General features: G+C 64.4%; 33 protein-coding genes. 18 read left to right on the forward strand and 15 right to left on the reverse strand.

Annotated features, from left to right (window positions below; translation table 11 throughout):
* The first annotated feature begins 198 nt into the window (after window positions 1-198).
* Window positions 199-627, forward strand: a complete 429-nt coding sequence (locus GGR00_RS09575; RefSeq protein WP_055980656.1) for a DUF6481 family protein — start codon at window positions 199-201, stop codon at window positions 625-627.
* A 196-nt stretch (window positions 628-823) separates the two neighbouring features.
* Here the strand turns inward: GGR00_RS09575 and sugE are convergent, their stop codons facing one another.
* Entirely contained in the window at window positions 824-1138 is a 315-nt protein-coding gene (sugE, locus tag GGR00_RS09580; protein WP_055981029.1) for a quaternary ammonium compound efflux SMR transporter SugE, read from the reverse strand.
* Window positions 1139-1296: 158 nt separating this feature from the next.
* Window positions 1297-1422, reverse strand: coding sequence for a hypothetical protein (locus tag GGR00_RS28505; RefSeq protein WP_018426265.1), 126 nt, complete (start codon window positions 1420-1422; stop codon window positions 1297-1299).
* Between the two features lie 156 nt (window positions 1423-1578).
* Here GGR00_RS28505 and GGR00_RS09585 point away from each other — a divergent pair, with 156 nt between their 5' ends.
* Together GGR00_RS09585 and GGR00_RS09590 are read left to right on the forward strand one after the other, a co-directional pair.
* On the forward strand, window positions 1579-2547 hold the full coding sequence (locus tag GGR00_RS09585; RefSeq protein ID WP_055980652.1) for a cation diffusion facilitator family transporter: 969 nt from the start codon (window positions 1579-1581) through the stop codon (window positions 2545-2547).
* A gap of 39 nt (window positions 2548-2586) precedes the next feature.
* Entirely contained in the window at window positions 2587-2991 is a 405-nt protein-coding gene (locus GGR00_RS09590) for a GFA family protein (RefSeq protein ID WP_184699322.1), read from the forward strand.
* A 6-nt stretch (window positions 2992-2997) separates the two neighbouring features.
* Here the strand turns inward: GGR00_RS09590 and GGR00_RS09595 are convergent, their stop codons facing one another.
* Window positions 2998-4263 carry a DNA recombination protein RmuC gene (locus GGR00_RS09595; protein ID WP_055981027.1) on the reverse strand — a complete coding sequence of 422 codons (1266 nt, stop codon included), beginning with the start codon at window positions 4261-4263 and terminating at the stop codon, window positions 2998-3000.
* A gap of 103 nt (window positions 4264-4366) precedes the next feature.
* Between GGR00_RS09595 and def the strand changes: the two genes are divergently transcribed.
* The 6 genes from def to truA all read left to right on the forward strand — a co-directional run bounded on the left by def (window position 4367) and on the right by truA (window position 7943).
* The gene (def, locus tag GGR00_RS09600; RefSeq protein ID WP_055980645.1) at window positions 4367-4897 is read left to right on the forward strand and encodes a peptide deformylase; all 531 of its coding nucleotides are present in this window, start codon (window positions 4367-4369) and stop codon (window positions 4895-4897) included.
* A gap of 64 nt (window positions 4898-4961) precedes the next feature.
* The gene (locus GGR00_RS09605; protein ID WP_055980642.1) at window positions 4962-5267 is read left to right on the forward strand and encodes a hypothetical protein; all 306 of its coding nucleotides are present in this window, start codon (window positions 4962-4964) and stop codon (window positions 5265-5267) included.
* Complete coding sequence (locus tag GGR00_RS09610; protein WP_055980638.1) at window positions 5264-5686, forward strand: type II toxin-antitoxin system VapC family toxin; 423 nt, start codon at window positions 5264-5266, stop codon at window positions 5684-5686. The genes GGR00_RS09605 and GGR00_RS09610 overlap by 4 nt, the downstream gene beginning before the upstream one ends.
* Window positions 5687-5735: 49 nt before the next feature.
* Window positions 5736-6671 carry a methionyl-tRNA formyltransferase gene (gene fmt / locus GGR00_RS09615; protein WP_055980635.1) on the forward strand — a complete coding sequence of 312 codons (936 nt, stop codon included), beginning with the start codon at window positions 5736-5738 and terminating at the stop codon, window positions 6669-6671.
* A complete protein-coding gene (locus GGR00_RS09620) occupies window positions 6668-7177 on the forward strand; it encodes a GNAT family N-acetyltransferase (RefSeq protein WP_055980631.1) in 510 nt (169 codons plus the stop codon). The genes fmt and GGR00_RS09620 overlap by 4 nt, the downstream gene beginning before the upstream one ends.
* A 22-nt stretch (window positions 7178-7199) precedes the next feature.
* On the forward strand, window positions 7200-7943 hold the full coding sequence (truA, locus tag GGR00_RS09625; RefSeq protein ID WP_055980628.1) for a tRNA pseudouridine(38-40) synthase TruA: 744 nt from the start codon (window positions 7200-7202) through the stop codon (window positions 7941-7943).
* Window positions 7944-7950: 7 nt separating this feature from the next.
* On the opposite strand, the gene GGR00_RS09630 is transcribed toward truA, so the two are convergent.
* Window positions 7951-8490 carry an Lrp/AsnC family transcriptional regulator gene (locus GGR00_RS09630; RefSeq protein ID WP_055980625.1) on the reverse strand — a complete coding sequence of 180 codons (540 nt, stop codon included), beginning with the start codon at window positions 8488-8490 and terminating at the stop codon, window positions 7951-7953.
* Window positions 8491-8538: 48 nt separating this feature from the next.
* Between GGR00_RS09630 and GGR00_RS09635 the strand changes: the two genes are divergently transcribed.
* Entirely contained in the window at window positions 8539-9705 is a 1167-nt protein-coding gene (locus GGR00_RS09635) for an MFS transporter (RefSeq protein WP_184699323.1), read from the forward strand.
* A 4-nt stretch (window positions 9706-9709) separates the two neighbouring features.
* Here GGR00_RS09635 and GGR00_RS09640 read toward each other — a convergent pair whose 3' ends face one another.
* The 4 genes from GGR00_RS09640 to dapD all read right to left on the reverse strand — a co-directional run bounded on the left by GGR00_RS09640 (window position 9710) and on the right by dapD (window position 12959).
* Window positions 9710-10306: a transporter gene (locus tag GGR00_RS09640; protein WP_184699324.1), complete on the reverse strand. Its 597-nt coding sequence runs from the start codon at window positions 10304-10306 to the stop codon at window positions 9710-9712.
* A gap of 14 nt (window positions 10307-10320) precedes the next feature.
* Window positions 10321-11508 carry a succinyl-diaminopimelate desuccinylase gene (gene dapE, locus GGR00_RS09645; protein WP_184699325.1) on the reverse strand — a complete coding sequence of 396 codons (1188 nt, stop codon included), beginning with the start codon at window positions 11506-11508 and terminating at the stop codon, window positions 10321-10323.
* Window positions 11509-11655: 147 nt separating this feature from the next.
* Window positions 11656-12027, reverse strand: a complete 372-nt coding sequence (locus GGR00_RS09650; protein ID WP_184699326.1) for a DUF805 domain-containing protein — start codon at window positions 12025-12027, stop codon at window positions 11656-11658.
* Between the two features lie 77 nt (window positions 12028-12104).
* Window positions 12105-12959 (reverse strand): 2,3,4,5-tetrahydropyridine-2,6-dicarboxylate N-succinyltransferase, encoded by an 855-nt coding sequence (dapD, locus tag GGR00_RS09655; RefSeq protein WP_184699327.1) that lies wholly within the window; start codon window positions 12957-12959, stop codon window positions 12105-12107.
* 143 nt (window positions 12960-13102) lie between these two features.
* Between dapD and GGR00_RS09660 the strand changes: the two genes are divergently transcribed.
* Window positions 13103-13942 carry an LOG family protein gene (locus GGR00_RS09660; RefSeq protein ID WP_156381359.1) on the forward strand — a complete coding sequence of 280 codons (840 nt, stop codon included), beginning with the start codon at window positions 13103-13105 and terminating at the stop codon, window positions 13940-13942.
* Here GGR00_RS09660 and GGR00_RS09665 read toward each other — a convergent pair.
* Window positions 13930-14802 (reverse strand): DUF817 domain-containing protein, encoded by an 873-nt coding sequence (locus GGR00_RS09665; RefSeq protein ID WP_184699328.1) that lies wholly within the window; start codon window positions 14800-14802, stop codon window positions 13930-13932. The two genes, GGR00_RS09660 and GGR00_RS09665, sit on opposite strands and share 13 nt — an antisense overlap.
* Entirely contained in the window at window positions 14799-15509 is a 711-nt protein-coding gene (locus tag GGR00_RS09670) for a pyrimidine 5'-nucleotidase (RefSeq protein ID WP_055980607.1), read from the reverse strand. Before GGR00_RS09670 ends, GGR00_RS09665 begins: the two co-directional genes overlap by 4 nt.
* A 219-nt stretch (window positions 15510-15728) precedes the next feature.
* Between GGR00_RS09670 and GGR00_RS09675 the strand changes: the two genes are divergently transcribed.
* Window positions 15729-16433, forward strand: coding sequence for a GGDEF domain-containing protein (locus GGR00_RS09675; protein ID WP_184699329.1), 705 nt, complete (start codon window positions 15729-15731; stop codon window positions 16431-16433).
* 104 nt (window positions 16434-16537) lie between these two features.
* On the forward strand, window positions 16538-17443 hold the full coding sequence (locus GGR00_RS09680) for a DMT family transporter (protein WP_184699330.1): 906 nt from the start codon (window positions 16538-16540) through the stop codon (window positions 17441-17443).
* A 5-nt stretch (window positions 17444-17448) separates the two neighbouring features.
* On the opposite strand, the gene phhA is transcribed toward GGR00_RS09680, so the two are convergent.
* A complete protein-coding gene (phhA, locus tag GGR00_RS09685; protein ID WP_184699331.1) occupies window positions 17449-18282 on the reverse strand; it encodes a phenylalanine 4-monooxygenase in 834 nt (277 codons plus the stop codon).
* Between the two features lie 133 nt (window positions 18283-18415).
* On the opposite strand from phhA, the gene GGR00_RS09690 reads away from it, so the two are divergent.
* The gene (locus GGR00_RS09690) at window positions 18416-18892 is read left to right on the forward strand and encodes an Lrp/AsnC family transcriptional regulator (RefSeq protein ID WP_184699332.1); all 477 of its coding nucleotides are present in this window, start codon (window positions 18416-18418) and stop codon (window positions 18890-18892) included.
* An 8-nt stretch (window positions 18893-18900) separates the two neighbouring features.
* Here GGR00_RS09690 and GGR00_RS09695 read toward each other — a convergent pair whose 3' ends face one another.
* Together GGR00_RS09695 and argB are read right to left on the reverse strand one after the other, a co-directional pair.
* Window positions 18901-19683 (reverse strand): DUF1194 domain-containing protein, encoded by a 783-nt coding sequence (locus GGR00_RS09695; protein WP_184699333.1) that lies wholly within the window; start codon window positions 19681-19683, stop codon window positions 18901-18903.
* Window positions 19684-19845: 162 nt separating this feature from the next.
* Window positions 19846-20748 carry an acetylglutamate kinase gene (argB, locus tag GGR00_RS09700; protein WP_184117402.1) on the reverse strand — a complete coding sequence of 301 codons (903 nt, stop codon included), beginning with the start codon at window positions 20746-20748 and terminating at the stop codon, window positions 19846-19848.
* Between the two features lie 170 nt (window positions 20749-20918).
* Between argB and GGR00_RS09705 the strand changes: the two genes are divergently transcribed.
* The 4 genes from GGR00_RS09705 (at window position 20919) to msrB (ending at window position 23587) form a co-directional block, all read left to right on the forward strand.
* Window positions 20919-21458 carry a sigma-70 family RNA polymerase sigma factor gene (locus tag GGR00_RS09705; RefSeq protein ID WP_055980590.1) on the forward strand — a complete coding sequence of 180 codons (540 nt, stop codon included), beginning with the start codon at window positions 20919-20921 and terminating at the stop codon, window positions 21456-21458.
* Entirely contained in the window at window positions 21455-22177 is a 723-nt protein-coding gene (locus tag GGR00_RS09710; RefSeq protein WP_184699334.1) for an anti-sigma factor, read from the forward strand. Before GGR00_RS09705 ends, GGR00_RS09710 begins: the two co-directional genes overlap by 4 nt.
* A gap of 184 nt (window positions 22178-22361) precedes the next feature.
* Complete coding sequence (locus GGR00_RS09715; protein WP_184699335.1) at window positions 22362-22913, forward strand: fasciclin domain-containing protein; 552 nt, start codon at window positions 22362-22364, stop codon at window positions 22911-22913.
* 176 nt (window positions 22914-23089) lie between these two features.
* Window positions 23090-23587: a peptide-methionine (R)-S-oxide reductase MsrB gene (gene msrB, locus GGR00_RS09720; protein ID WP_184699336.1), complete on the forward strand. Its 498-nt coding sequence runs from the start codon at window positions 23090-23092 to the stop codon at window positions 23585-23587.
* Here the strand turns inward: msrB and yihA are convergent.
* Entirely contained in the window at window positions 23584-24249 is a 666-nt protein-coding gene (yihA, locus tag GGR00_RS09725) for a ribosome biogenesis GTP-binding protein YihA/YsxC (RefSeq protein WP_082496711.1), read from the reverse strand. The genes msrB and yihA overlap by 4 nt on opposite strands.
* Window positions 24246-24884: a CatB-related O-acetyltransferase gene (locus tag GGR00_RS09730; RefSeq protein WP_055981013.1), complete on the reverse strand. Its 639-nt coding sequence runs from the start codon at window positions 24882-24884 to the stop codon at window positions 24246-24248. Before GGR00_RS09730 ends, yihA begins: the two co-directional genes overlap by 4 nt.
* Window positions 24885-25091: the final 207 nt, after the last annotated feature.

The following is a 25091-nucleotide window of genomic DNA, read 5'->3' on the forward strand; positions in this document are numbered from 1 at the left end:
CATTCGTGCTACACGTAGCCATCGCTCCACGAAGCCGCCAGATGCGGACTAGTGAACAATCCATATCGAGATTGGCGCCAAAGAGCGTTTCCTATCCGCAACATCACGCGAATTCATGGGAGACATGCCTTTTTGGCGCTTGAACTCTGCCTTCGCGCGCGTATGTAAGCGGCGCGAAGTGACTCCAGGGAAATCAAATTGGCAATCTACAGGGAAAAAGACGTCTTCGAACGGCGTAGCGCCGCCAATGACGCAAAGAAAGCTCTCCTCGAAAAGTACAAGGCACGCCCGGCAGCTGACGATCCAGCGGTTCTGGCACGCCAGGCCGAACGCAAGGCTATCCTAGAGGCGCGCGCCATTCGCGAAGCCGAAAAGGAAAAGCTGCGGCAGGAACGCCTGGCTCGCGAAGCCATTGAAAAGGCCGAGCGCGAAGCCAAGGCCGAAGCCGAACGTCTGGCTGCCGAAGAAGCGGCACAGGCCGAGGCAAAGGCACGCGAGGCCGAAGAGGCCGACCGTATCAGCCGCGTGCTGTCCGACGAGGCCGAACGCAAGGCCAAGCGTGACGCGCGTTACGCAGCGCGCAAGGCGCGCGGCAAGCGCATGCCGCCTTCGGCCAACTTCGGCTGATTGCAGGACACGTTCGCCTGAAAGACGCAACGGCCCGTTAGCAAGGTTCGATTGCGCACATTCTCATTGCTGGCGGTTCGCGATCGGGGTTTTGCCAAGCCCCGGGCGCGGGCCGCTTTGGCATGCCTGCACGTCAGGCGCGCCATCGAGGCTTCAGTGGCCCGCCGGTGGGGCAGGCCAGTAGACGACCGCTCGATCAGGCGACCAGCTTGAGGCCGACGATGCCGGACACGATCAGGCCGATGCAGGCGAGGCGAAGTGCGGTCGCCGGCTCGCCCAGCAGCCAGATGCCGAGCATCGCCGTCCCGACCGTACCGATGCCGGTCCAGATGGCATAGGCCGTGCCGACGGGCAGCGTCTTCAGCGCCAGGCCGAGCAGGCCAAGGCTGATGATCATCGAAACAATGGTGAGGACGGTCGGCATCGGCTTCGAGAAGCCATCCGTGTATTTCAGGCCGATGGCCCAGCCGATCTCGAACAGTCCAGCAAAAAACAGATAAGTCCAAGCCATGGAACGCTCCATTGGATGGCGGGTCGTCCCGGCCGGTTTTTCGGAAAGGCGCAAGATCGTTCCTGCGCCAGAACAGATTGGGGTTTTCGGAGGAACAGTCAACCAAACGCCCGGCCGAGACCGGGCGCTGGAGATTGGCATCAAGCCGAGACCAAGGACTACTTGTCCTTAAGCTTGGTGGCTTGCACCGGCGGGGCCTTGAATGCTGGCGCTGGCGCCGGCTTCTTGGCATCCTTCTTGGGTTTCCGGGCTTCTTTTCCGGCTTTCATCGCACCCTTGGCCATGATTCGTATCTCCCGCTGCTGAGACACGAAGTGAAACGCGAAGTCGTCTCGCTTGCAAGAGGGCTGTTGAGCCACCCATCGCCTGTTTCGCAGCCCACGAAATGGCTTGAGCACAGCCCGCCGCCCGCTACAGTTGTCTCTCGCGAGGAATCGACGGTGGCACATTCCGGCTCGAGATTTGTGATCTTTGCGGCAATCGCCGGCAACCTCCTGATCGCCGTCACCAAGTTTGTCGCCGCTGCCTTCACCGGCAGTTCGGCGATGCTGTCCGAGGGCGTGCACTCGCTGGTCGATACCGGCAACGGGCTGCTGCTGCTCTATGGGCTCCGACGCGCCGCCCGGCCGCCCGACCGCCTGCATCCGTTCGGTCACGGCCGCGAACTCTATTTCTGGAGCTTCATCGTTGCGCTTCTGGTCTTTGCGCTCGGTGCCGGCGTCGCCTTCTATGAAGGCGTCATCCACATGCTCGATCCCGAGCCGATCGAAAACCCGCGCGTCAACTATGTGGTGCTTGGCCTGTGCATGATCTTCGAAGGCGGCTCCTGGCTGGTCGCGCTCAAGGAGTTCCGGCGCAGCAAGGGCAACATGGGCTATATTCGCGCCGTGCGGCGCAGCAAGGATCCGAGCGTCTACACCGTGCTGTTCGAGGATAGCGCGGCCCTGCTCGGCCTGGTCATCGCGCTGGTGGGCATTTCGGCGGCACACTATTTCGAGCAGCCCTGGATGGACGGCGCGGCCTCGATCGGCATCAGCCTGATCCTCGCTGCCACGGCTGTCTTCCTGGCCGTCGAGAGCAAGGGACTGCTGATGGGGGAGCCTGCCTTGCCCGACGTGCAGGCGAAGATACTCGAGATCGCCCAGGCCGATCCGGCGGTCGAAAATGCCAACGGCGTGCTGACCGTGCATATGGGCCCCGAGCAGGTCGTCGCCGGTCTCAGCCTCGATTTCGTCGATCACATATCGGCAGCCGACATCGAAACCTGCGTCGAGCGGCTGGAGGCCAGGCTCAAGACCGAGGTTCCCGAGGTCAGCGTGGTCTTCGTCAAGCCGCAGACGTCCGAACGCTGGCGCGAGCGGCGGGAACGGCTTGTGCCCGGGGATTTGGCGGCGCCGGATATGGAATAGGATGCCGGCGTCGAGCGTACTGGAAAGGGAGGAATTTCAATGAAGATCGAAGGCGGCTGCCATTGCGGCGCCATCACCTACACGGCCGAGGTCGATCCGGGGAAGACGGCGATCTGCCATTGCACCGATTGCCAGAAGCTGACCGGAACCGCCTTTCGCGTGACCGTGCCGGTCGCCGAGGACAAGATCGCGTTTTCGGGCACGCCCAGGATCTATGTGAAGACCGGCGAGAGCGGGAACAAGCGGGCCCAGGGCTTCTGCGGCGACTGCGGTTCGCATCTCTTCGCCACCTCGGTCGGCGACGGGCCCAAGGTCTACGGCCTGAGGACGGGCACTGCGAACCAGCGCGACGAACTGGTTCCACGCAGGCAGGTCTGGCACCGTTCGGCGCTGCACTGGCTGCCCGCATTCGACGGCATGGAAACGGTCGAGAAGCAGTCCTAGCGGCGCCTAATCGCTTTCCTCGACCACCCGCAACCTGAGCTGGCCGGTCTTGGAGTCGGCGGCGCGGGCGTTGGTTGCTTGAGGCTTCGCGGCCTCGTCCGTTTCGCCGGCATGCGAGGCGCCGAATTCCAGCGCCTCGATCTTTTCACCGCGCTTGGTGACCTTGGACGACGACACCAGAATGTCGTCGATATCCTTGCTGGCCTGGCCGAAATGGGTCTGCAGCTTGCGCACGCGCTCGTCGAGACGGCCGACATCCTCCATCAGGCGGATGACCTCGCCCTGGATCAGGTGCGCCTGTTCGCGCATCCGCGCGTCCTTGAGGATCGCCTGGATGACCTGGATCGACAGCATCAGCAGCGACGGCGAGACGATCACCACGCGGGCGCGGTGGGCACGCTGCACCAGCGATTCGAAATTTTCGTGGATCTCGGCGAAGATCGATTCCGAGGGCACGAACATGAACGCCGTGTCCTGCGTCTCGCCGGAGATCAGGTATTTGTCGGCAATCGCCTTGATGTGCACCTCGAGGTCGCGCCGGAAGGCCTGGGCGGCATATTTCTGCGCCTCCGCCGCAGCCTCGACATCGGCAGCCGCACGGATGGCGTTCCAGGCTTCGAGCGGAAATTTGGCGTCGATCACCAGCGACGGTGCGCCGTTGGGCATTTTCACGAGGCAGTCGGGCCGGTTGTTGTTCGACAGCGTCGCCTGGAACTCGTAGGCGCCGAGCGGCAGCCCGTCGGCGACGATCGCCTCCATCCGCGACTGGCCGAAGGCGCCGCGGGTCTGCTTGTTCGACAGGATCGCCTGAAGCTGCACCACCTGGCCGGCAAGCGACTGGATGTTGCCCTGGGCGGTGTCGATGACGGCAAGCCGCTCCTGCAGCTTGGCAAGGCTGTCATGCGTCGACTTGGTCTGCTCGGCCATGGTCTGGCCGATGCGCCCGGTCATGGCATCGAGGCGCTGTCCCAGCGACTGGGTGAGTTCCGCCTGGCGTGCGCCAAAAATGTCGGCGACGGTGCCGAGCCGCCCCTGCATCTCGGCCTGGGCCTGCAGGATGCCGGCCATGCGCGCCTCGGCATCGCGGGCGTGGTCGGCGGCTTCGGCGGCGGCAACCGCACGCGCCTTGGCCGAGCGCCACAGGGCGATCATGAGGATGGCGAGCAGGATCACGAACAGCAGCGCGGCAAAGCCGAGCAACTGGCCGAGCGTGACGATGGTCGCGCCAAGCTGGGCGATGGGGGCGGACAAGATGCTGGAAAGCTCGTTCATGGCCGGCACCATAACCGATTCGCTCCATTGGGTCAGATCAAAACAGGAACATTGCCGCATGGCCCCGGTTGACGGTTTTATCCCGACATCTTAGTTGAGGCACATGACCATCAAGCCGCTCATCATCCTTCCCGACCCCCTGCTGCGCGAGGTTTCCAGGCCCGTGGAGCGCATCGACGACGGCGTGCGCAATTTCGCGCGCGACATGCTCGACACCATGTATGACGCGCCGGGCATCGGCCTCGCCGCCATCCAGGTCGGCGAGCCGCTGCGCATGCTGGTGATCGACCTTGCCAAGGAGGGCGAGGAGCCGGCGCCGATGACGATCATCAACCCGCAGGTGGTTTCGCGCGGCGACGAACGCTCGGTCTACGAGGAAGGCTGCCTGTCGATCCCCGATTATTATGCCGAGGTCGAGCGGCCTTCGACGGTGCGGGTCAAGTATCTCGACGAGAACGGCAAGGAGCAGGAAGTCGAGGCCGACGGCCTGCTTGCCACCTGCCTCCAGCACGAGATCGACCATCTCGATGGCGTCCTGTTCATCGACTATATCTCCAAGCTCAAGCGCGACATGGTCCTGCGCAAGTTCAAGAAGCTCGCCAAGGACCGTCCGCCGAGCCGCATGGTGGGGTAATTCCCGCCCGTTTGCTGGCGTCGCCACGGTCTGATATCATTGATATCAACCGATGGAGGCGCTTATGGGCGACCTGCTGATCAGGAACATTCCGGAAGCCGTCAAGCTCGAGATCGCCGAGGCCGCCAAGGCGCGTGGCCAAAGCCTGTCCGACAAGGCAGTCGATCTGTTGCAGAAGGGTTTGCTGGCCGAGCGTGGCAGCGATGCGTCGCCGCAGGGTTCGGCCTGGGAAAGCCTGCGCGCGCTCTTTGGGAGCGACGGCTCGCCTGATGGCGAGTTCGCCAAGGCGATGGACGAGATCGAAGCGAAGCGAAAACGCGACTTCGGCAGGCCCGTCAGTTTTGGCCTCGATGCCGACGACGAACGATGATCGTCCTCGACACCAACGTCATCTCGGAGGCCGATAAACCGAACCCCAACGCCGCGTTGACGCAGTGGTTCGGTCGTCAACAGCAGCAGGAGCTGTTTTTGTGCGGGCCGGTGGTCATGGAGCTGGCCTATGGCGCGGAACGTTACCTGGTTCGCAGCGGATCAGACCGATATCTGACGACACTCGCAGGGCTGCAAGAGCTGTTTCGAGGTCGCATCCTCGACTTCGACGGGAGATCGCCAGCGCTGACCGGCAGGATAAGAGCCCTGCGCGAGGCGTCGGGCCACGTCATCTCCGTCCAGGACGCGATGATCGCCGCCATCTGCATCGTTCATGGCGCAACGCTCGCCACACGCAACGTCCGCGACTTCGACGGGCTTGACCTCGGGCTCGTAAACCCGTTTGAAGCGATGGCCTGAACGGTCGGCCGTTGCCGGCCGGGCATCTTGTGCTGGACTGCATATCCATATGAGCCTTCGCGTCATCTTCATGGGAACTCCGGATTTTTCCGTGCCGACGCTGCGCGCCATCGCCGAGGCCGGCCATCAGGTCGTGGCCGTCTATTCGCAGCCGCCGCGCGCCGCCGGCCGCCGCGGGTTGGAACTGACGCCGTCGCCGGTGCAGCGCGAGGCCGAGCGCCTGGGCATCGACGTGCGCACGCCGTTGTCGCTGAAAGGTGAGGCCGAGCAGGCGGCATTTGCCGGGCTCGATGCCGATGTCGCCGTCGTCGTGGCCTATGGCCTGTTGTTGCCGAAGGCCATCCTCGAGGGCACCCGGCTCGGCTGCTACAATGGCCATGCCTCGCTTCTGCCGCGCTGGCGGGGGGCGGCACCGATCCAGCGCGCGATCATGGCCGGCGACGCGGAAACCGGCATGATGGTCATGCGGATGGAAGAGGGATTGGACACTGGACCGGTCGCTCGACTTGAAAAAGTCGCGATCGGACCCGACATGACCGCAGGCGAATTGCACGATCGTCTGATGGCGGTGGGTGCGTCGCTGATGGTGGACGCGCTGGCGGAACTCGAAGCGGGCAGGCTGGAAACGGTGCCCCAGGCTAGCGAAGGCGTGACCTACGCCAAAAAAATCGATAAAGCGGAGACGCGGATCGATTGGACCTTGCCGGCGATGGCGGTCGACAACAATATCCGCGGCCTGTCGCCATTTCCCGGCGCCTGGTGCGAATTCGAGATCGGCGGACGGACCGAGCGCTTGAAAGTGTTGCGCTCCCAACGTGCCGCCGGACAGGGAGAGCCGGGAACGGTTCTCGACGACCGGTTGGAGATTGCCTGCGGCGAAGCCGCCGTCAGGCTGGTCGAGGTACAAAGGGCGGGAGGAAAACCCGTCACCGCGGATGAATTCCTGCGCGGTGCCAAGATCGAAAAAGGAATGAAGTTGTCATGAGCATGATGTCGATCCGGGCGGCTACGCCCCGCGACCGCGAGGCGATCCGCCTCGTCGAGGAACACGCCTTCGGGCAGCAGGCCGAAGCCGGCCTCGTCGATGCGCTGGTCGCCGGTGGCGACGCCGTCGTCGAACTGGTGGCCGAGGAAGACGACCAGGTGGTCGGCCACATCCTGTTTTCGCGCCTCTACGTGCAGAACGGTGCCAGGACGGTTCCGGCCGTGGCGCTCGCGCCGCTGGCTGTCGAACCTGATTTCCACGGCACCGGCATCGGTGGCGCGCTGATTCGCGAAGCCCACATCCGGCTCAGGGATGGCGGAGAGACGCTCGCCGTGGTGCTTGGCGACCCGGCCTATTACGGCCGTTTCGGCTACAGCAACGAGCGCGCGGCCAAGTTCGAAAGCGACTACCAGTGCGAGGCGCTGCAGGCGCTGGCCTGGGGCGATGCGCCCGAGACCGGCAAGCTGGTCTACGCCTCGGCCTTCGGTACGGCTCTGGCTGCCTGAGGCGGCCGGAGTTCGCCAGCACATGCCGCGCTATCGCCTCGATATCGAATATGACGGTCGCGCCTATGCCGGTTGGCAGCGCCAGGCTGGCCTGCACACAGTGCAGGCGGCGATCGAGCAGGCGATCCTGAAGTTTTCGGGCGATGAAATCTCGCTGCGCGGCGCCGGCCGCACCGATGCCGGCGTGCACGCGACCGCCCAGGTCGCCCATGCCGACCTCACCAGGGCATGGGCCGACGACAAGGTGCGCGATGCCGTCAACGCGCATATGCAGGCCGCCGGTGAGACCGTGGCGGTGCTCGCCGCCCGTCAGGTGCCGGACGATTTCGACGCCCGTTTCTCGGCCACCGGGCGCCATTACATCTACCGCATCCTCAACCGGCGGGCGCCGGCCGCGCTGGAGCGCGGCAAGGTCTGGTGGGTTCCCAAGCGCCTCGACCACGAGGCGATGGCCGAAGCTGCCAAGGTCCTGCTCGGCCGGCACGATTTTACCACCTTCCGCTCGACCCAGTGCCAGGCCAACAGTCCGGTCCGCACGCTCGACCGGCTCGACGTGAGGCGGTCTGGCGACACGATCGAGGTCACGACGTCGGCGCGCTCGTTCCTTCACAACCAGGTCCGCTCGATGGTCGGCAGCCTGAAGCGGGTCGGCGAGGGCGGCTGGACGGCCGACGATCTCAGCGCGGCACTCGAGGCGCGCAATCGCGCCGCCTGCGGACAGGTGGCGCCGCCGGACGGTCTCTATCTCACCGGCGTGGACTACTAGACGGGCTCTAGTAGAGCGGGTTCGCCAGATGCTTCGGCGCTGGCCAGTCCTGGGTGATGTCAGGCTGTACCGGCCGTTCGAGATAGGTCGACAGCACCACATAGCTGCGCGTCGAAGTCACGCCGGGGGTGTCGTAGAGGCGGGCCAGCAGCCCCTCCAAGGCGCGCGTATCCTCGGTCCGGACCTTGAGCAGGATGCAGGCATCGCCGGCGACGGTGTGGATCTCCTCGACCTCCGGAAAGGCGGAAACCGCCATCAGCTCCGGCGTCTTGCCCCAGCCCCTCGTGTCGACATGGACGAAGGCCAGCAGCGGCTTGCCGATGGCCTTCGGGTCGGCCATCGCCACTGTCTGGCGGATGGCGCCCGACCGGCGCAGGCGTTTCACCCGCTCATGCGCCGCCGGTGCCGAAAGGCCGGCCTTCTCGCCCAGTTCGGCGTAGGAGACCGTCGCATCCTCGACCAGGACGCCTAACAGCCTTCGGTCCGCGGCATCGATCGCGCGCTCCGGCTGGCGGTTCTGCCGAACGCCGTCTGTTTCTTGATCCATCCGGAAATTCTCCGTTGAAGCTGAACATCATTCGGCGAATATGCGACGATGCCGAACCTTGATCAATCATTTCCTGGCGTCGCCGAACCCGCTGCCCGCATTCCCGGTGCCGCCTACCTGCTGACCGCCTGTATCGCCGTCATCGGCTCCAACTCGCTGGTGCTGGGGCCGATCGCGCCGGAAGTCGCGCGCGGCTTCGGCACCTCGGTTCCGTTCGTCATGGCGGCCGCATCGGCCTTCGGCCTCGGCACGGCGGCGAGCGCGCTGTTCCTTGCCCGCTACATCGACCGCTTCGGCGCCCGGCGCATGCTGCAATGGGCGCTGGGCCTCTTGGCGCTCGCCCTTGCCGCCAGTGCGCTGGCGCCGACGATCCCGGTGTTGATCGCTGCACAGCTGGTTGCAGGCGTTGCGGCCGGCATCGCCTTGCCGGCGATCTATGCAAGTGCCGCCGCCATCGCCCCGCCCGGCCGCGAAAGCGGCACCATCGGCGTGGTGCTGACCGGCTGGACGCTGTCGATGGTCGCGGGCGTCTCGATGTCGGCCGTCATCGCCGACCTGCTGCACTGGCGCGCCGTCTTCGCGATCGTTGCCATGCTCGCCATTGCCGTGGCCATCGGCGTGTCGGCCGTGTCGCTGGCCGACAGGCCGAACGGCCATGTGGCTCCCGCGCCGCTGGAAGCCCTGCGCACGCCCGGCATCGTGCCGCTGTTGATCGCCTGCGGTGCCTTCATGACGGCGTTCTACGGCGTCTACGGCTATCTCGGCGACCATCTGCACGAGGCGCTGGGCCGCCCGGTCAGCGCCAACGGCCTGGCGGCGGTGTCCTACGGCATCGGCTTCGGCGCGGCTGCATTGCTGGACGGCGTCGTCGACCGGCTCGGCGCCCGACGGGTCATGCCCATCGCCTATGTCGCCGCCGGCGGCGTCTATCTGTTGCTGGCAGCGATTTCAGGCAGTTTCGGCGGGCTGATCGCCGCCATGGCGCTGTGGGGGCTGATCAACCATTTCGGGCTCAACGTGCTGGTGATGCGCCTGTCGGCGCTCGATCCGGGCCAGCGCGGCACCATCATGGGGCTGAACAGCGCCGTCACCTATCTTGCCGTGTTCGTCGGCACGACTGCCTTCGGCCCGCTCTACTCGGCTTATGGCTTTGCAGTTTCAGCACTGGTGGCGGCCGCCCTGATGCTGGTTGCCGCGACCGCCGCGCGGCGCTGAGATCTCAGTTCTGCACGGAAATGCCGAACATCGCCTGCAGCGAAAACAGAACGAGCAGTGACACCAGGAACATACCGGCAAAGACCGCCGAGCCGACGGCAGGCCCCTTGCCTATGGCCGCATTGGTCATCCGCCAGCTGAGCACCATCGACAGCACGAACAGCGCCAGCGACAGCATCGAGGTCGCGCTTTGCGCCGCCGGCATCACCATCCGAAGCAGCGCTGCGGGCAGCATCAGCCAGGCGATGATCGCTGAAGCCCAGTTGCTGGCCACGACATAGTGCACGAAACGGTCGCCGATCCCGACGCGGCGCGCCACCAGGGCAAAGACGATCAGCGGCAGCACCCAGGCGCCGATGTCGACCAGTGCCAGCCTGACGACGATGCCGAAGCGGCCTGCGAATGCGGCCGACTGCAGCGTCAGCTCGTCGGAAACGCCGACCCATCCGACGATCAGGGCAGGCACCGCGATCAGGATGGCGAAGAACGAATTCCAGAAGCCGTCGGCGCTGAGGTCGAGCTGGCGCAGGCCGTCTGCCTTGCCCAGCATCAGCCGCCATGCGCCTGACAAATATTGCTGGATTTCGCCGCTGCCCAACATAGCGCCCTAAGCCGTCATCCGAACCAGTCTTCCAGGAAACGCTGGTAGACCTGTGTCAGCATTTCGAGTTCGGCAAGCGGCACGCGCTCGTCGACCATGTGCATGGTCTTGCCGACCAGCCCGAATTCGACGACCGGGCAATAATCCTTGATGAAACGCGCATCCGACGTGCCGCCGGTGGTCGACAGTTTCGGCTTGTGGCCGGTGACCGCCTTGATCGAGCCGGCGAGCGCGTCGACCAGCTTGTCGTCGCGGGTCAGGAAGACATGGCTCGGCGTGTCGCGCCAGGTCAGCTCGAAGTCGATCGGCTCCTTGCGGCCCTTGCGGTATTTCTTTCGCCCGCTCGCCTTGTCCAGGCGATTGTGGATCTCCGACTGCAGCGTTTCGACCGTCCAGGTGTCGTTGAAGCGGATGTTGAACGCGGCCGTTGCCTTGGCCGGAATGACGTTGGTGGCGGGGTTGCCGACGTCGAAGGTGGTGACCTCGAGGTTCGACGGCTGGAAATCCTTGGTGCCCTTGTCGAAGGAAGGGTTGAGCAGCGCGTCGACCAGCGTCATCAGCCCGCGCACCGGGTTGTCGGCGAGGTGCGGATAGGCGGCGTGGCCCTGCCGGCCATTGACCGTGACGACGCCGGAGACCGAGCCGCGGCGGCCGATCTTGATCATGTCGCCCAGCGCATCCGGGTTGGTCGGTTCGCCGACCAGCGAAGCGTCCCATTTCTCGCCGCGTGCGGCGGCCCATGCCAGCAGCTTGACGGTGCCGTTGATCGCCGGGCCTTCCTCGTCGCCCGTGATCAGCAGCGACACCGAACCCTTGGGGCCGCCATTGGCCTCGACATGGCGTGCCACAGCCGCCACGAAACAGGCGATGCCGCCTTTCATGTCGACCGCGCCGCGGCCATACATCTCGCCATTGGCGATGGCCGCCGAGAAGGGCGGGTGGGTCCAGGCGGCCTCGTCGCCGACCGGCACGACGTCGGTGTGGCCGGCGAACATCAGATGCGGCCCGTTGCCGGAACGGCGGGCATAGAGGTTCTCGATGTCGGGCGTGCCGGCGTCGGAGAAGGTCGGGCGGTCGACGGCGAAGCCGAGCGGCTTCAGCATGGCTTCGAGCGCCGTAAGCGCACCGCCTTCGGCCGGCGTGACCGACGGGCAGCGAATGAGGGCGGCGAGGTTCTCGGCGGGATCTGTAGGCAGTTTCATGGCGACAGCGATAATTGAATCGCCCGGTCCTGTCACGACGTTCGGTTGCTCCGGTGAACGCGGAGTTAAGCTTCGCGACAGCGTCGTCCGGTCACGGCCCGGGCGACAGGGCGCCGGGTCGCCGGCGCCGTTATTACCAAAGCGAGGTTATCGCGGCGCGTTGGTCTGGTAGCCGAACTGGTTCGGGCCCGGCGTGCCGGGAAAGAAGCAGAGCGCGATGAAGGCGAAGATCGAGACCACCGGGATGAACAGCGCCACGGCGAAGAGACCGGGCTTGTCGAAATCGTGCAGGCGTTTGACGCTGAAGGCGATGTGAACCCACAGGAAGATGAGGAAGGTCATTCCGAACAGCATCGACCAGACCTGGGCCGCACCGCTTTCGGGGTGCACGCGCATGAACTGGTAGAGCGGGAACGACATCGTCACCAGCATGAACAGAAAGCCGAGCACGTAGGCCGCGCGGTTCACGCGGCCCGAGAATCGGAAGAACAACCAGAAAAGCTGGGATTTGTCGGGCAAAGTGAATCTGGTCCGTTCTGTTGGTCGGGCATTCGAGCGATCTGCTCAAATGCCCGGGAAAAAATTCTGCTGAAGGATCAATCCCTGAGCAGTTCGTTGATCGACGTCTTCGAGCGGGTCCGGGCGTCGACGCGCTTGACGATGACGGCGCAGTAGAGGCTCGGGCCGGCGTCGCCGTTGGGCAGCGGCTTGCCGGGCAGCGAACCTGCCACGACCACCGAATTGGCCGGCACTTCGCCATAGAACACTTCACCCGTGGCGCGGTCGACGATCTTGGTCGACTGGCCGATGAACACGCCCATGCCGAGCACCGAGCCTTCGCGCACGATGCAGCCCTCGACCACTTCCGAACGCGCGCCGATGAAGCAATTGTCCTCGATGATGGTCGGGCCGGCCTGCATCGGCTCGAGCACGCCGCCGATGCCGACGCCGCCGGACAGGTGCACGTTCTTGCCGATCTGGGCGCAGGAGCCGACCGAGGCCCAGGTGTCGACCATCGTGCCGCTGTCGACATAGGCGCCGACATTGACGAAGGACGGCATCAGCACGGCGCCCGGAGCGACATAGGCCGACTTGCGCACGACCGCAGACGGCACGGCGCGGAAGCCGGCCTTCTCGAAGTCGACCGAACCCCAGCCGTCGAACTTGGACGGCACCTTGTCCCACCAAGAAGCGCCGCCGGGCGCACCCGAGATGAGTTCCATCGGGTTCAGGCGGAACGACAGCAGCACAGCCTTCTTGAGCCACTGGTTGACCAGCCATTTGCCGTCGTCCTGGCGCTGCGCGACGCGGGCCGCGCCCTTGTCCAGAAGGTCAAGCGCCGTCTCGATTGCCTCGCGGACTTCACCGCGCGTCGACGTCGAAATGCCGTCACGTTCCTCGAATGCCTTGTCGATTGTCTTTTCGAGGCTGGCGAGATCGGGCTTCGACATGAACATCTCCGTTACGTACCGTTAAGGTTAAGGCTTCTAAGCTGGCATAAAATCGCGCGGACCCTATTTCAGGCTTGTGAAGGGGTCAATCGCGGTGACGCCGCGGAATGTCGCGGGCAACGTAATTTGGGGCTGAGTAGATTATGAATCCTATGGAAAAGGCTGGCTGGACGCCGCTGCCGCACTCCGATGAGGATCTGGAGCGGGCCAAGAGCGTGCCCGACACGCCGCAGACGCGCGCCTCGACCTACCGGCTGGCCTGGAACGACGAAGATTTCATGACCCAGCGCGACCTGCGCCCGGTGCGGCTGCAGCTCGAACTGCTCAAGACCGAGATGATCCTGGCCGAACGCGGCATCCGCTCGACGGTCATCCTATTCGGCGGCGCCCGCATTCCCGAGCCGGGCGGCGAGGCCTGGGCGGCCAAGAACGAAACGCAGCGCAAGAACCTCGAGGCCAACAGCAAATATTACGACGAGGCGCGCAAATTTGCCCGCCTGTGCTCGCAGCATTCCGCTGCGTCCTACTACCGCGAGTTCGTCGTCGTCACCGGCGGCGGCCCGGGCGTGATGGAAGCCGGAAACCGCGGCGCCGACGATGTCGGCGCACCGTCCATCGGCCTCAACATCGTGTTGCCGCACGAGCAGGCGCCCAATGCCTATGTGACGCCGGAACTGTGCTTCAACTTCCACTACTTCGCCATCCGCAAGATGCATTTCGTCATGCGCGCCAAGGCAGTCGCGGTGTTCCCCGGCGGCTTCGGCACGATGGACGAGTTCTTCGAGACGCTGACGCTGATCCAGACCGGACGCATGGAGCGGGTGCCGGTCATCCTGTTCGGCAAGTCATTTTGGGAGCGGGCGATCGACCTCGATTTCCTCGCCGACCAGGGCACGATCACGCCGGGCGACCAGGACATCATCGACTTCGTCGACACCGCCGACGAGGCCTGGGACATCATCGCCAAGTTCTACAGCCTTTGAGGCTGGCTTGGCTTGTCCACCGGCCGCGGCCGGTGGACAAGCGTCACCAGCACGAAGGAAATGATCATCAGCAGGTACCAGGAGCCGAGCTTCTGGATCGAGACCGGCGTCCAGCCGTCATGCTGGCCGGGATAGATCCAGGCGCGCGACCAGGTGCCGATGTTTTCGGCGAACCAGATGAACAGCGAGACCAGCAGGAAGCCGAGCAGCAGCGGCATGCGGTGGCGGAAGCGGAAGACGCGGTAATGCACCACCGTCGTGAGGTAGAGCAGCGCGGTGGCCGCAAACAGCCCGTAGCGGATGTCGACGGTAAAATGGTGGGCGAAGAAGTTGACGTAGATCGCCGCGCACAACAGCACCGTCGCCCAGAGCGGCGGATAGCCGCTGTAGCGCATGTCGAAGATGCGGCTGACGCGGGCGAGATACGAGCCGACCGCCGCATACATGAAACCGGAGAACAGCGGCACTGCGCCGATGCGGAAGAAGCTGTCTTCCGGATAGCTCCATGAGCCGGCGTAGGTCTTGAACACCTCCATCGCCGTGCCGACGACGTGGAAGATCAGGATGACCCTGGCTTCGGACGGCTTCTCCAGGCGCAGTGCCAGCATGGCGGCCTGGATAGCGACGGCAGCGAGGAACAGGAAGTCGTAGCGCGACAGCCCGGCGTCCGTCGGCCACCACAGGCGGGTGGCCATGATCAGCGCCAGCATGGCGCCGCCGAACAGGCAGGCCCAGGCCTGCTTCAGCCCGAAGACCAGGAACTCGACCAGCGCACCATAGAACCCGCCTGCCGGCAGGCGGTCGAGCACGGCATGTGCCGCCGCATCGATCCGCGCTTCGACGGAGGTGAAACGGCTCAAGCGGCGTTGGCCTCGACGATCGTCGTCAGGAAGGTCGCGAGATCGTCGGTGACGTAGTCGACGTCGTCCTCGTGGGTGGGGTCGCTCTCCCAGATTTCCGAGAAGGTCGGCTCGAAATTGCGTGGCACGATCAGCACCGTGGTCATGCCGAGCGACTTCGGCACCGAAAGGTTGCGCGCCAGGTCCTCGAACATCACCGCGTTGGCGCCCGTCACCTTGTGCAGGGCTGCGAAGGTCTCATAGGGCTGGCGTGCCGGCTTGGGCGTAAGCCCCGCGGCGACGATGTCGAAGATGTCGTCGAAATGGTCGAGGATGCCGAGCTGGCGGGCGGTGCGCTCGGCATGGCTGCGATTGCCGTTGGTGAAGATGAACTTGCGCCCCGGCAGCTGGCGAATCGCCGCCCCCAGAACCGGATCCGGCACCAGCCAGGAATAGTCGATGTCGTGGACATGCTCGAGGAACGCGTCGGGATCGATGCCATGGCGCTGCATCAGGCCGTTCAGCGTCGTGCCGTATTCGAGATAGAGCTCCTTCTGCAGCTTGCGCGCGTCCTCGCGCGACAAGGTCAGCAGCTCCGCGACATAGCCTGTCATCTTCACGTCGATCTGGGAGAATAGATTCGAGTGATGCGGATAGAGCGTGTTGTCGAGGTCGAACACCCAGTCGGTGACGTGGTCGAAGCGGGCGGGATCGGGAATATCGGTCATGACGCCCTTATGGCATGGTTCAGGAAATTTGGAAGCGTCCGCGGCTGCTCACGTTCGCGTTGGAGGATGGCGAAATTACGCGGGGTAAGTCGAATTTTAACTACCTAGGAAAGATGACCTTCAGTTGATGCTGGCATTCCAGCTGTCGGCAGGGAGCAGAAATTGAAGAGTGCGCTTTTAAAATCCGGTTTCGTCACACTATTGTGCATCGTGGTTACGATGGCACTCGTCCTGACGGTCATTCGGCTCACTGGCGGTATTGTCGATACTGCCGCTTATGTGTTGCCGGTGCTGTGTCCCGTCCTGATTGCTTTCCCGTTTTCTTTTCACACCTTCTGGCAGCGTGAAAAGCTGAAGGTCGCCCATGCCGAGCTGACGCATGCCCACGCCCAGCTTGCCGCCGCGCACAAGCGCCTGTCGGAAAAGGCAAGCCGCGACGAGATGACCGGCATGCTCAACCGCGAGAACTTCTTTGCGGCGCTCGACGGGTCCAGGCGCAAGACCGATCGCGGCGCTCTGCTGATCATCGATGCCGACCATTTCAAGCAGATCAACGACAGCTTCGGTCACCTGACCGGCGACCAGGCGCTGCTGCAGATCGCCGCCGCGATCACCCGCGGCGTGCGCAGCGGCGACATCCTCGGGCGCATCGGCGGCGAGGAATTCGGCGCCTTCCTGGTGGGCGCCACCAATGACGAGGCCAAGCTGGTGGCCGAGCGTATCCGCAGCGAGGTCGAAGCGCTACGCTTCCAGCCGAACGACGAGCGCTCCGTGCCGCTGACCGTCAGCATCGGCGGCACCACCTGTAAATCGGAGGCCAACGTCTCGGAGTTGATGAAGAGCGCCGACAAGCGCCTCTACGAGGCCAAGCGCCGCGGCCGCAACCGCGCGATCTTCGACACGGGCGTCCCCGAAGCGGCCTGATCCTGCCTGGCACAAGGTTTTTGAGGCCGCGTACGGTTGCACGCGGCCTTTCCCGCTTCTAGAGGGGACGGGCGGCGCCTCCTGCCGTCCCGCCGGACATTTCCATGGAACTCTGGATACCCATCACCATTGCCGCCGCCTTCCTGCAGAATCTGCGGTCGGTGGTGCAGAAGCACCTGAAGGGCGTGATGGGCACCACCGGTGCCACCTTCGTCCGTTTCGGTTTCGGTTTTCCCTTCGCGCTTGCCTTCGTCGGAGTGCTGCATTTCGTCGTCGGCTACGAGCTGCCTCGGCTGAACGGCACGTTCTTCGCCTGGGCCGTGCTCGGCGGCGTCGGCCAGATCGCCGCGACCTTCCTGTTGATCCACCTGTTTTCGTTCCGCAACTTCGCCGTCGGCACCGCCTATTCGCGTACCGAGCCGGCGCAGGCGGCGCTGTTCGGCCTGCTGTTCCTCGGCGAGAGGGCAACGGCCGGCGCCATCGCCGCCATCGCCATCAGCGTCTTCGGCGTCATGCTGATCTCGGTCGCGCATACCGCCTTCACCGCCCGCACGCTGGTGACCTCGGTGCTCAGCCGCAACGCGCTGATCGGCCTTGCCTCAGGCACCTGCTTCGGCATCTCGGCGGTCGCCTATCGCGCCGCGTCGCTGGCGCTCGGCGGGCCGAATTTCATGATGCAGGCAGCGGTCACGCTCGCCGTCGTCATCGTCTTCCAGACGCTGCTCATGCTGGCCTGGATCGTCTGGAGGGAGCGCGACGAGCTGCCGCGCATCGCCAAGGCGTGGCGGCCGGCATTGTTCACTGGCCTTGTCGGCGCCTCGGCCTCCTTCGGCTGGTTCATGGCAATGACGCTGCAGCAGGCGGCGATCGTCAAGTCGCTGGCCCAGATCGAGATGCTGTTTACCTTTGCCTCGAGCGTCTTCTTCTTCCGCGAGCGCATCAACCGGCTGGAGATCGCCGGTTGCGTGCTGATCGTCGGCGGCATCCTGGTGCTGCTGGCCGTCGGCTAGCCTCCCTAGATTGTCGCCGGGTCGAGCGGCGGCTCGTCCTTCCAGCGCTTGATGATGCCGGCCAGGTCGGAGTTCTGGAACGCGTCGCGGAGCACGTCGAACGACGGCAGCACGAAATAGGCGCGCTGGAACTTGTCGATCTCGTAGACTGTGCGCATCACCGTTTCGATGTCGAACGGCACCTGGTGCGCGTCGGCGCTTTCGACGGCGAACTGCAGTTCGGTGAAGGACGACATCAGGCCGGCGCCGAATGCCTTCAGCGGCTGGCCGGCCTCCTGCATCAGGCCGTATTCGGCCGTGTACCAGTAGAGCCGGGTGGTCATTTCGTCGCCGCCCAGCGCGATCAGGTCGCCGGCTTTCTCGCCATACATCTGCATGAAGTCGCCGAACACCGGCTGGCTCAGCACCGGCACGTGGCCGAAGAAATCGTGGAACATGTCGGGTTCGACGATGTAGTCGAGCTCTTCGCGCGTCCTCAGCCAGTTGGTGACGGGAAAGCGGCGATTGGCGAGATGGTCGAAGAACGGCTGTGCCGGGATCAGCCCGGGCACCGCGACGATTTCCCAGCCGGAGAGCTTGCGCAGCTTCTCGCTGACGTCGTGGAAATCCGGGATGCGGTCGACGAGGTCGAGCGCTGACATGCCGTCGAGATAGGATTTGTGCGCCAGCCGCTGGGTCAGCCTGGTCTGGCGGTCGCACAATGTGCGCCAGACGTCCTGCTCGGCGGCGCTGTAGTCGTATTTCTGCTCGGCGGTGAAATCGGGGCGGCAGACCGTGTAGTCGCCGCGCAACCCCTGGGCCGCACATTCCTGCGCGTAGTCCTGAACGCTGATGCCCATGGTCTGAACCTCCCGAGAACATGGTTTCGATGCAGAATCATAACCGCGGCGTTTGAGCGGAATTCACTTCTTTGCGCGCATGAGTATGAGAATTGAGGTATGTTGCCCTGTAAATATCGCATGGGGAGTGAAAATGCCTCAGTTCGACGAGTTCGAGATCAAGATGCTCGACATTCTCCAGCGCGACGGGCGCAAGCCGGTCTCGGAAATCGCGCAGGAGATCGGTCTCTCCAACACGCCTTGCGCCCGGCGCTTCGAGGCGCTGCAGGAAGCCGGCGTCATCAAGGGTTTTACAGCCCGCATCGGCCGTCGGGCGGTTGGCCTCATGGTCGAAGTCTTCGTCCAGGTCAGGCTGGTCAGTCACAGCGACGATTCGCCGGAGAAGTTCATCGCTGCCGTGCAGCGTATGGACGAGGTCTCGGCCTGCTGGACGATGACCGGCGACTACGACTTCCTGCTGCACGTCATGGTGCCCAGTGTCGACGACCTCAACGCCTTCGTCATGCACCGGCTGATGCGCCTGCAAGGCGTGCGCGACGTCCACACCCAGCTGGTGCTGCAGAACATCAAGGGTCCCGGCCACGTCCCGCTGGGGCATCTCAGGGGGTAGGGCAGTGGCTACTGTTCGGGATAGACGAGCCGGTAGCGCTCGCCGACGAGGCAGTTGACGGGTTCCGTCGCCTGGATGTTCAGCATCTCGGGTGCATCGGTGACGCCGCTGACTTCGAGAATCAGCTTGCGGCGGATCGCGGTGATGAACTCGGTCGCGAGGCGGATAGGCAGGACGAATGAACCCGGCCCGCCGGTCACGCATTCGGCGTAGTAGCGGTCGATGTCTTCGAGGCTTCCCGTCGGCCGCACGAGGATCGGCAGGCCGTTGATGACGATGCCTTTCGCAACCGCGTTGTTGCGGGCGATCTCCACCGGCGCCCCGGTGTTGTTCGGTCCGTCGCCCGAGATGTCGATGACCTTCTTTTCGCCACTGAAGTCGTTGTGCTGCAGCAGCCTTGCGCCGAACGCCACGGCATTCGAGATCGAGGTGCCGCCGGAGCCTTCGATCGGCATGATGGCAAGCTTGGCTGCGAAGGCTTCGGCGCTGTCGCGGCTGTCGATGACCTGCCACGGTATTACCGATTCCTGCTGGACGGTTCCCGCCCATTCGAAATAGGTCACCGCTATGCGGCCTTTCGATCCCGACAAGACGGCATTGATGAAGTCGGGGTGGCGCAGCGCCTTGACGTAGCCGGCGCGCTGGAGGGCGAACTCGCCTGCGTCCATCGAGCTCGAAACATCGACGGCCAGCACCAGTTCGACGTCCACCGTTCCGGCATCCACGCCGATGACCGGCGTGGCAGGCAGTTCGCAGCTCGTGCACAGCATCAGCGCCAGCGCAGCCAGCATGGTTCGATGTCCGAGGGACCCGGAAATCAGTGTGCGTCAACGCGGGGAAAATGAAAGCCGGGCCGGGTCAATGCTTCGTGAACACCGGGGCGTGGCTGACAAACGGCAAGGCCGGCAGAAGCCGGCCTGTCTTTGCCCACTGGAGCAGCAGTTTTCCTCCGCCTACGGAACGATCAGCGTGCCCGCACCGTGCTCGGTGAACAGCTCAAGCAGCACCGAATGCGGCGTCTTGCCGTTGAGGATGACGACGCCTTCGACGCCGCGCTCGATCGCCTCGATGCAGGTCTCGACCTTGGGGATCATGCCGCCCGAGATCGTGCCGTCCTTGATCAGCGCCTTGGCATCGGAGACCGTCAGCTCGTCGATCAGCCTCTTGTCCTTGTCGAGCACGCCCGGCACGTCGGTCAGGAACAGCAGCCGCGATGCCTTGACTGCACCCGCTATGGCACCGGCGAAGGTGTCGGCGTTGATGTTGTAGGTGTGGCCGTCGCGTCCCGGGGCGACGGGCGCCAGCACCGGGATCATCTCGGAGCGGGCCAAAAGATCAAGCAGCGTGCGGTCGACTTCGACCGGCTCGCCGACGAAGCCGAGATCGAGCACCCTTTCGATGTTCGAATCGGGGTCGATCATGGTCTTCTTGGCCTTTTCGGCGAAGACCATGTTGCCGTCCTTGCCGCACAGGCCGATGGCCCATTCGCCCTCGGCGTTGATCAGCGCGACGATCTCCTTGTTGATCGAGCCGGCCAGCACCATCTCGACGATCTCGACGGTCTTCTGGTCGGTGACGCGCAGGCCGCCCTCGAACTTCGATTCGATGCCCATCTTGTTGAGCATGGCGCCGATCTGCGGGCCGCCGCCATGCACGACGATCGGGTTGACGCCCGACTGCTTCAGTAAAGCGATGTCGCGGGCAAAGGCGCGGCCGAGCGTCACGTCGCCCATGGCGTGGCCGCCATATTTCACGACGACGGTCTTGTTTTCGTAGCGCTGCATGTAGGGCAGGGCTGCTGAAAGCAGGGCTGCCTGCATTTCGGCGGTGGCGGCGACGTTCGTCGTCATCGGCATGGTCCCGGATCGGTGGAAAAGGTCGGCGCGGTCTTAGCCGGAAACCGGGCAGGGGGCAAATGGTTCGATGGCCCTCGCGCCGTGCCTCCCGCGCTTCGAAATCGGTTGCAGGGGGCGGTGCGATCTAAACAGCGGTTGCAATTCGCCTGCCGCAACGTAACGTGACGACAATGACGCCGCAGGACATCACCAAACTTATCGTGCGGACCTCGATGAAGGACCGCGGTGCCTTCGATCTGCTCTACCGGCAGACGAGCTCGAAACTTTTCGGCGTCTGCCTGCGTGTATTGAACGACAGGGCGGAAGCCGAGGAAGCGCTGCAGGAGGTCTTCGTCAAGATCTGGACGAAGGCCGACCGGTTTGCCGCCTCCGACCTCAGCCCCATCTCGTGGCTTGTGGCAATCGCGCGCAATCATGCGATCGATCGTATCCGGGCGCGGCGCCAGGCGCCCCTCGCCATCGACGAGGCGCTTGAAATTGCCGATCCCGCGCCGGGACCGGAGGCGGCCGCGGTGGCGGGCGACGAAGCCGGGCGCATCCACGGCTGCCTCGAGGAACTGGAGAAGGACCGGGCGGCCGCAGTCCGCGGCGCCTATCTCAAGGGCGAGAGCTATGCCGAACTCGCGGAACGCCACGGCGTGCCGCTCAACACCATGCGGACATGGCTGCGCCGCAGCCTGTTGAAGCTTAGGGAATGTCTGGAAAGATGACGCTCGCGGAAGACAATGGACCGGAACGTGGAGGCGACGACATCGTCGCCGCCGAATACGTTCTCGGCGTCCTGCCTGCCGACGAGCGCCGCCAGGCCAGTGTCCGCATCGACGGCGAGCCTGGCTTCGCCCGCCTCGTCGACGAATGGGAGGTGCGGTTCGCCCCGCTGGGTGCGGCCTATCCCGAGGTCGAGGCGCCGGCCTCGGTCAAGCAGGCGATCGACGCGAGATTGTTCTCCACAACCGCGCGCTCCGCCTCCGGGCAGCCTGCCGGGCTGTGGTCGAGCCTTGCCTTCTGGCGCGGTCTCGCAACCGCTGCCGTGGCCGCGCTGGCGATCTATGTTGCCGTGCCCATGCTCAACCCGCCGGTCGACGTGCCGCAGGAGCGCATGGTGGCATCGCTTGCCGCCGACGGCAGCGACGTCAAGTACATGGTCATGTACGACGCCGCCACCGGCGAGGTCGGCCTGTCCCATGTCGCCGGCGAGCGCGGCAGCGGCAAGGACTTCGAGCTCTGGATGATCGAAGGCAGCAACCCGCCCGTGTCGATGGGCGTCATTCCGGTCGGCGCCACGATGAAGATGCCGGTCAAGGAAGACATGCGCGACAAGCTGGCAGCCGGCGCCGTGCTGGCAGTCAGCCTGGAACCGACCGGCGGTTCGCCGACCGGCCAGCCCACCGGCCCTGTCGTTGCGGCCGGCGATCTCCGGGAAATCTGAAAAACGTCGCGGAAAACCGGAGCGGCCGAAACTTATCCGCGCCCATCTCCGTATCTACAAGGTTTCGATAAATAACATACTGATTTTATTCAGATATTTCTGTCTTTTTGTGAAACTGTTGGAGACCCGGACCGTAATTCCTTGTGCCTTTCCATCTAGGGAAACAACCCCAAGGAGTTACGATATGCGTAAGATCTCTCTCGCTTTGCTTGCCGGCGCTTTCTCTGCTCTCGCAACGATGGCCCATGCCGAGAACCCGATGGTTGGCGGTGCGGCGATGTTTGCCGACAAGAACATCGTCGAGAACGCGGTCAACTCGAAGGATCACACCACGCTCGTCGCTGCGGTCAAGGCTGCCGGCCTGGTCGAGACGCTGCAGGGCAAGGGGCCGTTCACGGTCTTCGCGCCGACCAACGAGGCCTTCGCCGCCTTGCCGGCCGGCACCGTCGAGAACCTGCTCAAGCCCGAGAACAAGGATCAACTGACCAAGATCCTGACCTGCCACGTCGTCGCCGCCAAGGCGATGGCGGCCAACATCAAGAAGATGGTCGACGACGACAAGGGCGCCCACCCGGTCAAGACCGTCGGCGGCTGCACCTGGACCGCCAAGTATGACGGCGACAAGGTCACGGTCGAGGACGAGAACGGCAACGTCGCCAACGTCACCATCGCCAATGTCGAACAGTCGAATGGCGTCATCCATGTCATCGACAAGGTGCTGCTGCCCAAGATGTGAGCCAGGCTTTGTCGCGCGGAACTTCGCTGTCTCTCGCGCAATCGACGATGCGCCCCGCAACGGTCACCGTTGCGGGGCACGTTTTTTGACCCGCGGGCTCTTCGGCTTCGGCCCCTCAAGCCCTGTTGATTTCGCCGTGATGCGGCACCGGCCTAAGGTCGGACAGGAGGAGTGCCATGGACCGCCGTTCGTTCCTGCTGGGCAGTGCTGCGATGGCCGTAGTTGCCGGTTTCGCCGTTTCCAGGCGATTGACCGTGGCCGGCCCGGCATTGGCCGAGAGCTTCGAGATCACCAGGACGGATGCGCAATGGCGTGCCGTCCTTTCCGATGCCCAGTTTGCCGTGTTGCGCCGGGAAGACACCGAGCGGCCATGGACCAGCCCGCTGCTCGATGAGCACCGCAAGGGCACGTTCCATTGCGCCGGCTGCGATCTCGCTGCCTATGCCTCGGACACCAAGTTCGATTCCGGCACCGGATGGCCGAGCTTCTGGCAGGCGCTGCCCGATGCCGTCGGCACCAAGGCCGACAGCTCCCTGCTGATGACCCGCACCGAAGTGCATTGCCGCCGCTGCGGCGGCCATTTCGGCCACATCTTCAACGACGGCCCGCCGCCGACCGGCAAGCGTCACTGCATCAATGGCCTGGCGCTGGGCTTCAGGCCGGCGACGGCCTAACCGCCGTTGACCACCAGGGCGATTGCCTCGCGCAGTTCGTCCATACCTTCGTTCTTTTCCGAAGACGTGGCCAGTACCACAGGGAACGCCGCTGCCCGCTTCTTGATCTTGAGAAGCGTTTCCTCGATCAGCCTCGGCACGCCGGCAGCCTTGATCTTGTCGGTCTTGGTCAGGATGATCTGGTAGGAGATCGCCGCCTTGTCGAGCAGGGTCAGCACTTCCTCGTCGTTCTTCTTGATGCCGTGGCGCGAATCGATCAGCAGGTAGACGCGCTTGAGCGTCACCCGGCCGCGCAGATAGTCGAACACCAGCCTGGTCCAGGCGTCGACCTGTTCCTTGGGGGCCTGGGCATAGCCGTAGCCCGGCATGTCGACCAGCGCCATCGGCGGCAGGTCGCCCGCCGCGCCGGAATAGCCGTCGGGCACGAAATAGTTGAGCTCCTGCGTGCGTCCCGGCGTGTTCGACGTGCGCGCCAGCCCGCTCTGCCGCACCAGGCCGTTGATCAGCGACGACTTGCCGACATTCGAGCGGCCGGCAAAGGCGATCTCGGGTGGCCCCTCCGGCGGCAGGAACTTCATGGCGGGCACGCCGCGGATGAAGATCCACGGGCGCTTGAACAGCTCGGCGTCCACCGGTGCTGCGGGTCTTGTCTGGTCGTTCAAACCGCTGCCTCCAGCAGAGAAATATCGGAGCCGCGAATGGCGTTGAGGTTGCGGCCTATCTTGTCCACCGGCCAATCCCACCAGGCAATCGCAAGCAGCCGTTCGATGGTCTTGTCGTCGAACCGCTTCTTGACCGCGACCGAAGGATTGCCGGCTACGATCGCATAAGGCGGTACGTGCCTGCTGACAACCGATTTCGCAGCAATGATCGCGCCGTGGCCGATATGGACGCCCGGCAGGATCACCGCTTCCATGCCGATCCAAACGTCATTGCCGATCACCGTGTCGCCGCGCACCTCCTGCTGCCAGGTGGCGACGTCGAAACCCTCGTCCCAGCCATGGCCGAAGATGTTGAACGGATAGGTCGAGAAGCCGGACATGGCATGGTTGGCGCCGTTCATGATGAAGCGCGCGCCCTCGGCGATGGCGCAGAACTTGCCGATGATCAGCTTGTCGCCGATGAAGGGGTAGTGGTGCAGCACGCATTTGGTCTGGAAGAGGTCCGGCCCTTCGGGATCGTCATAGTAGGTGAAGTCGCCGACCTCGATGTTCTCGGCGTCGACAAGGGCCTTCAGGAAGCCGACGCGCTTGTGCATCGGCATCGGGTGCTTGATCGAGGGGTTCGGTCCCAGCATGGCGCGGCGTCCATATTGATGCGGATAAGGTGACAGTATAGCGCGGTGCGGCGCGATGACATCGCCGCGCCATACCTTCTTCACCCGATCATTGCGGGAATACTTGAATTCTTGGTTGCGATTTCTCGCGGCAACCGGGGTCCCGCAAGGGACAGCGGGACCCCGGCCTTGCCGAGACGGTTCGTTGCTGACCGGGGGGAGGTCAGA

Source organism: Aminobacter aganoensis (assembly GCF_014206975.1).
Lineage (GTDB): Bacteria > Pseudomonadota > Alphaproteobacteria > Rhizobiales > Rhizobiaceae > Aminobacter > Aminobacter aganoensis.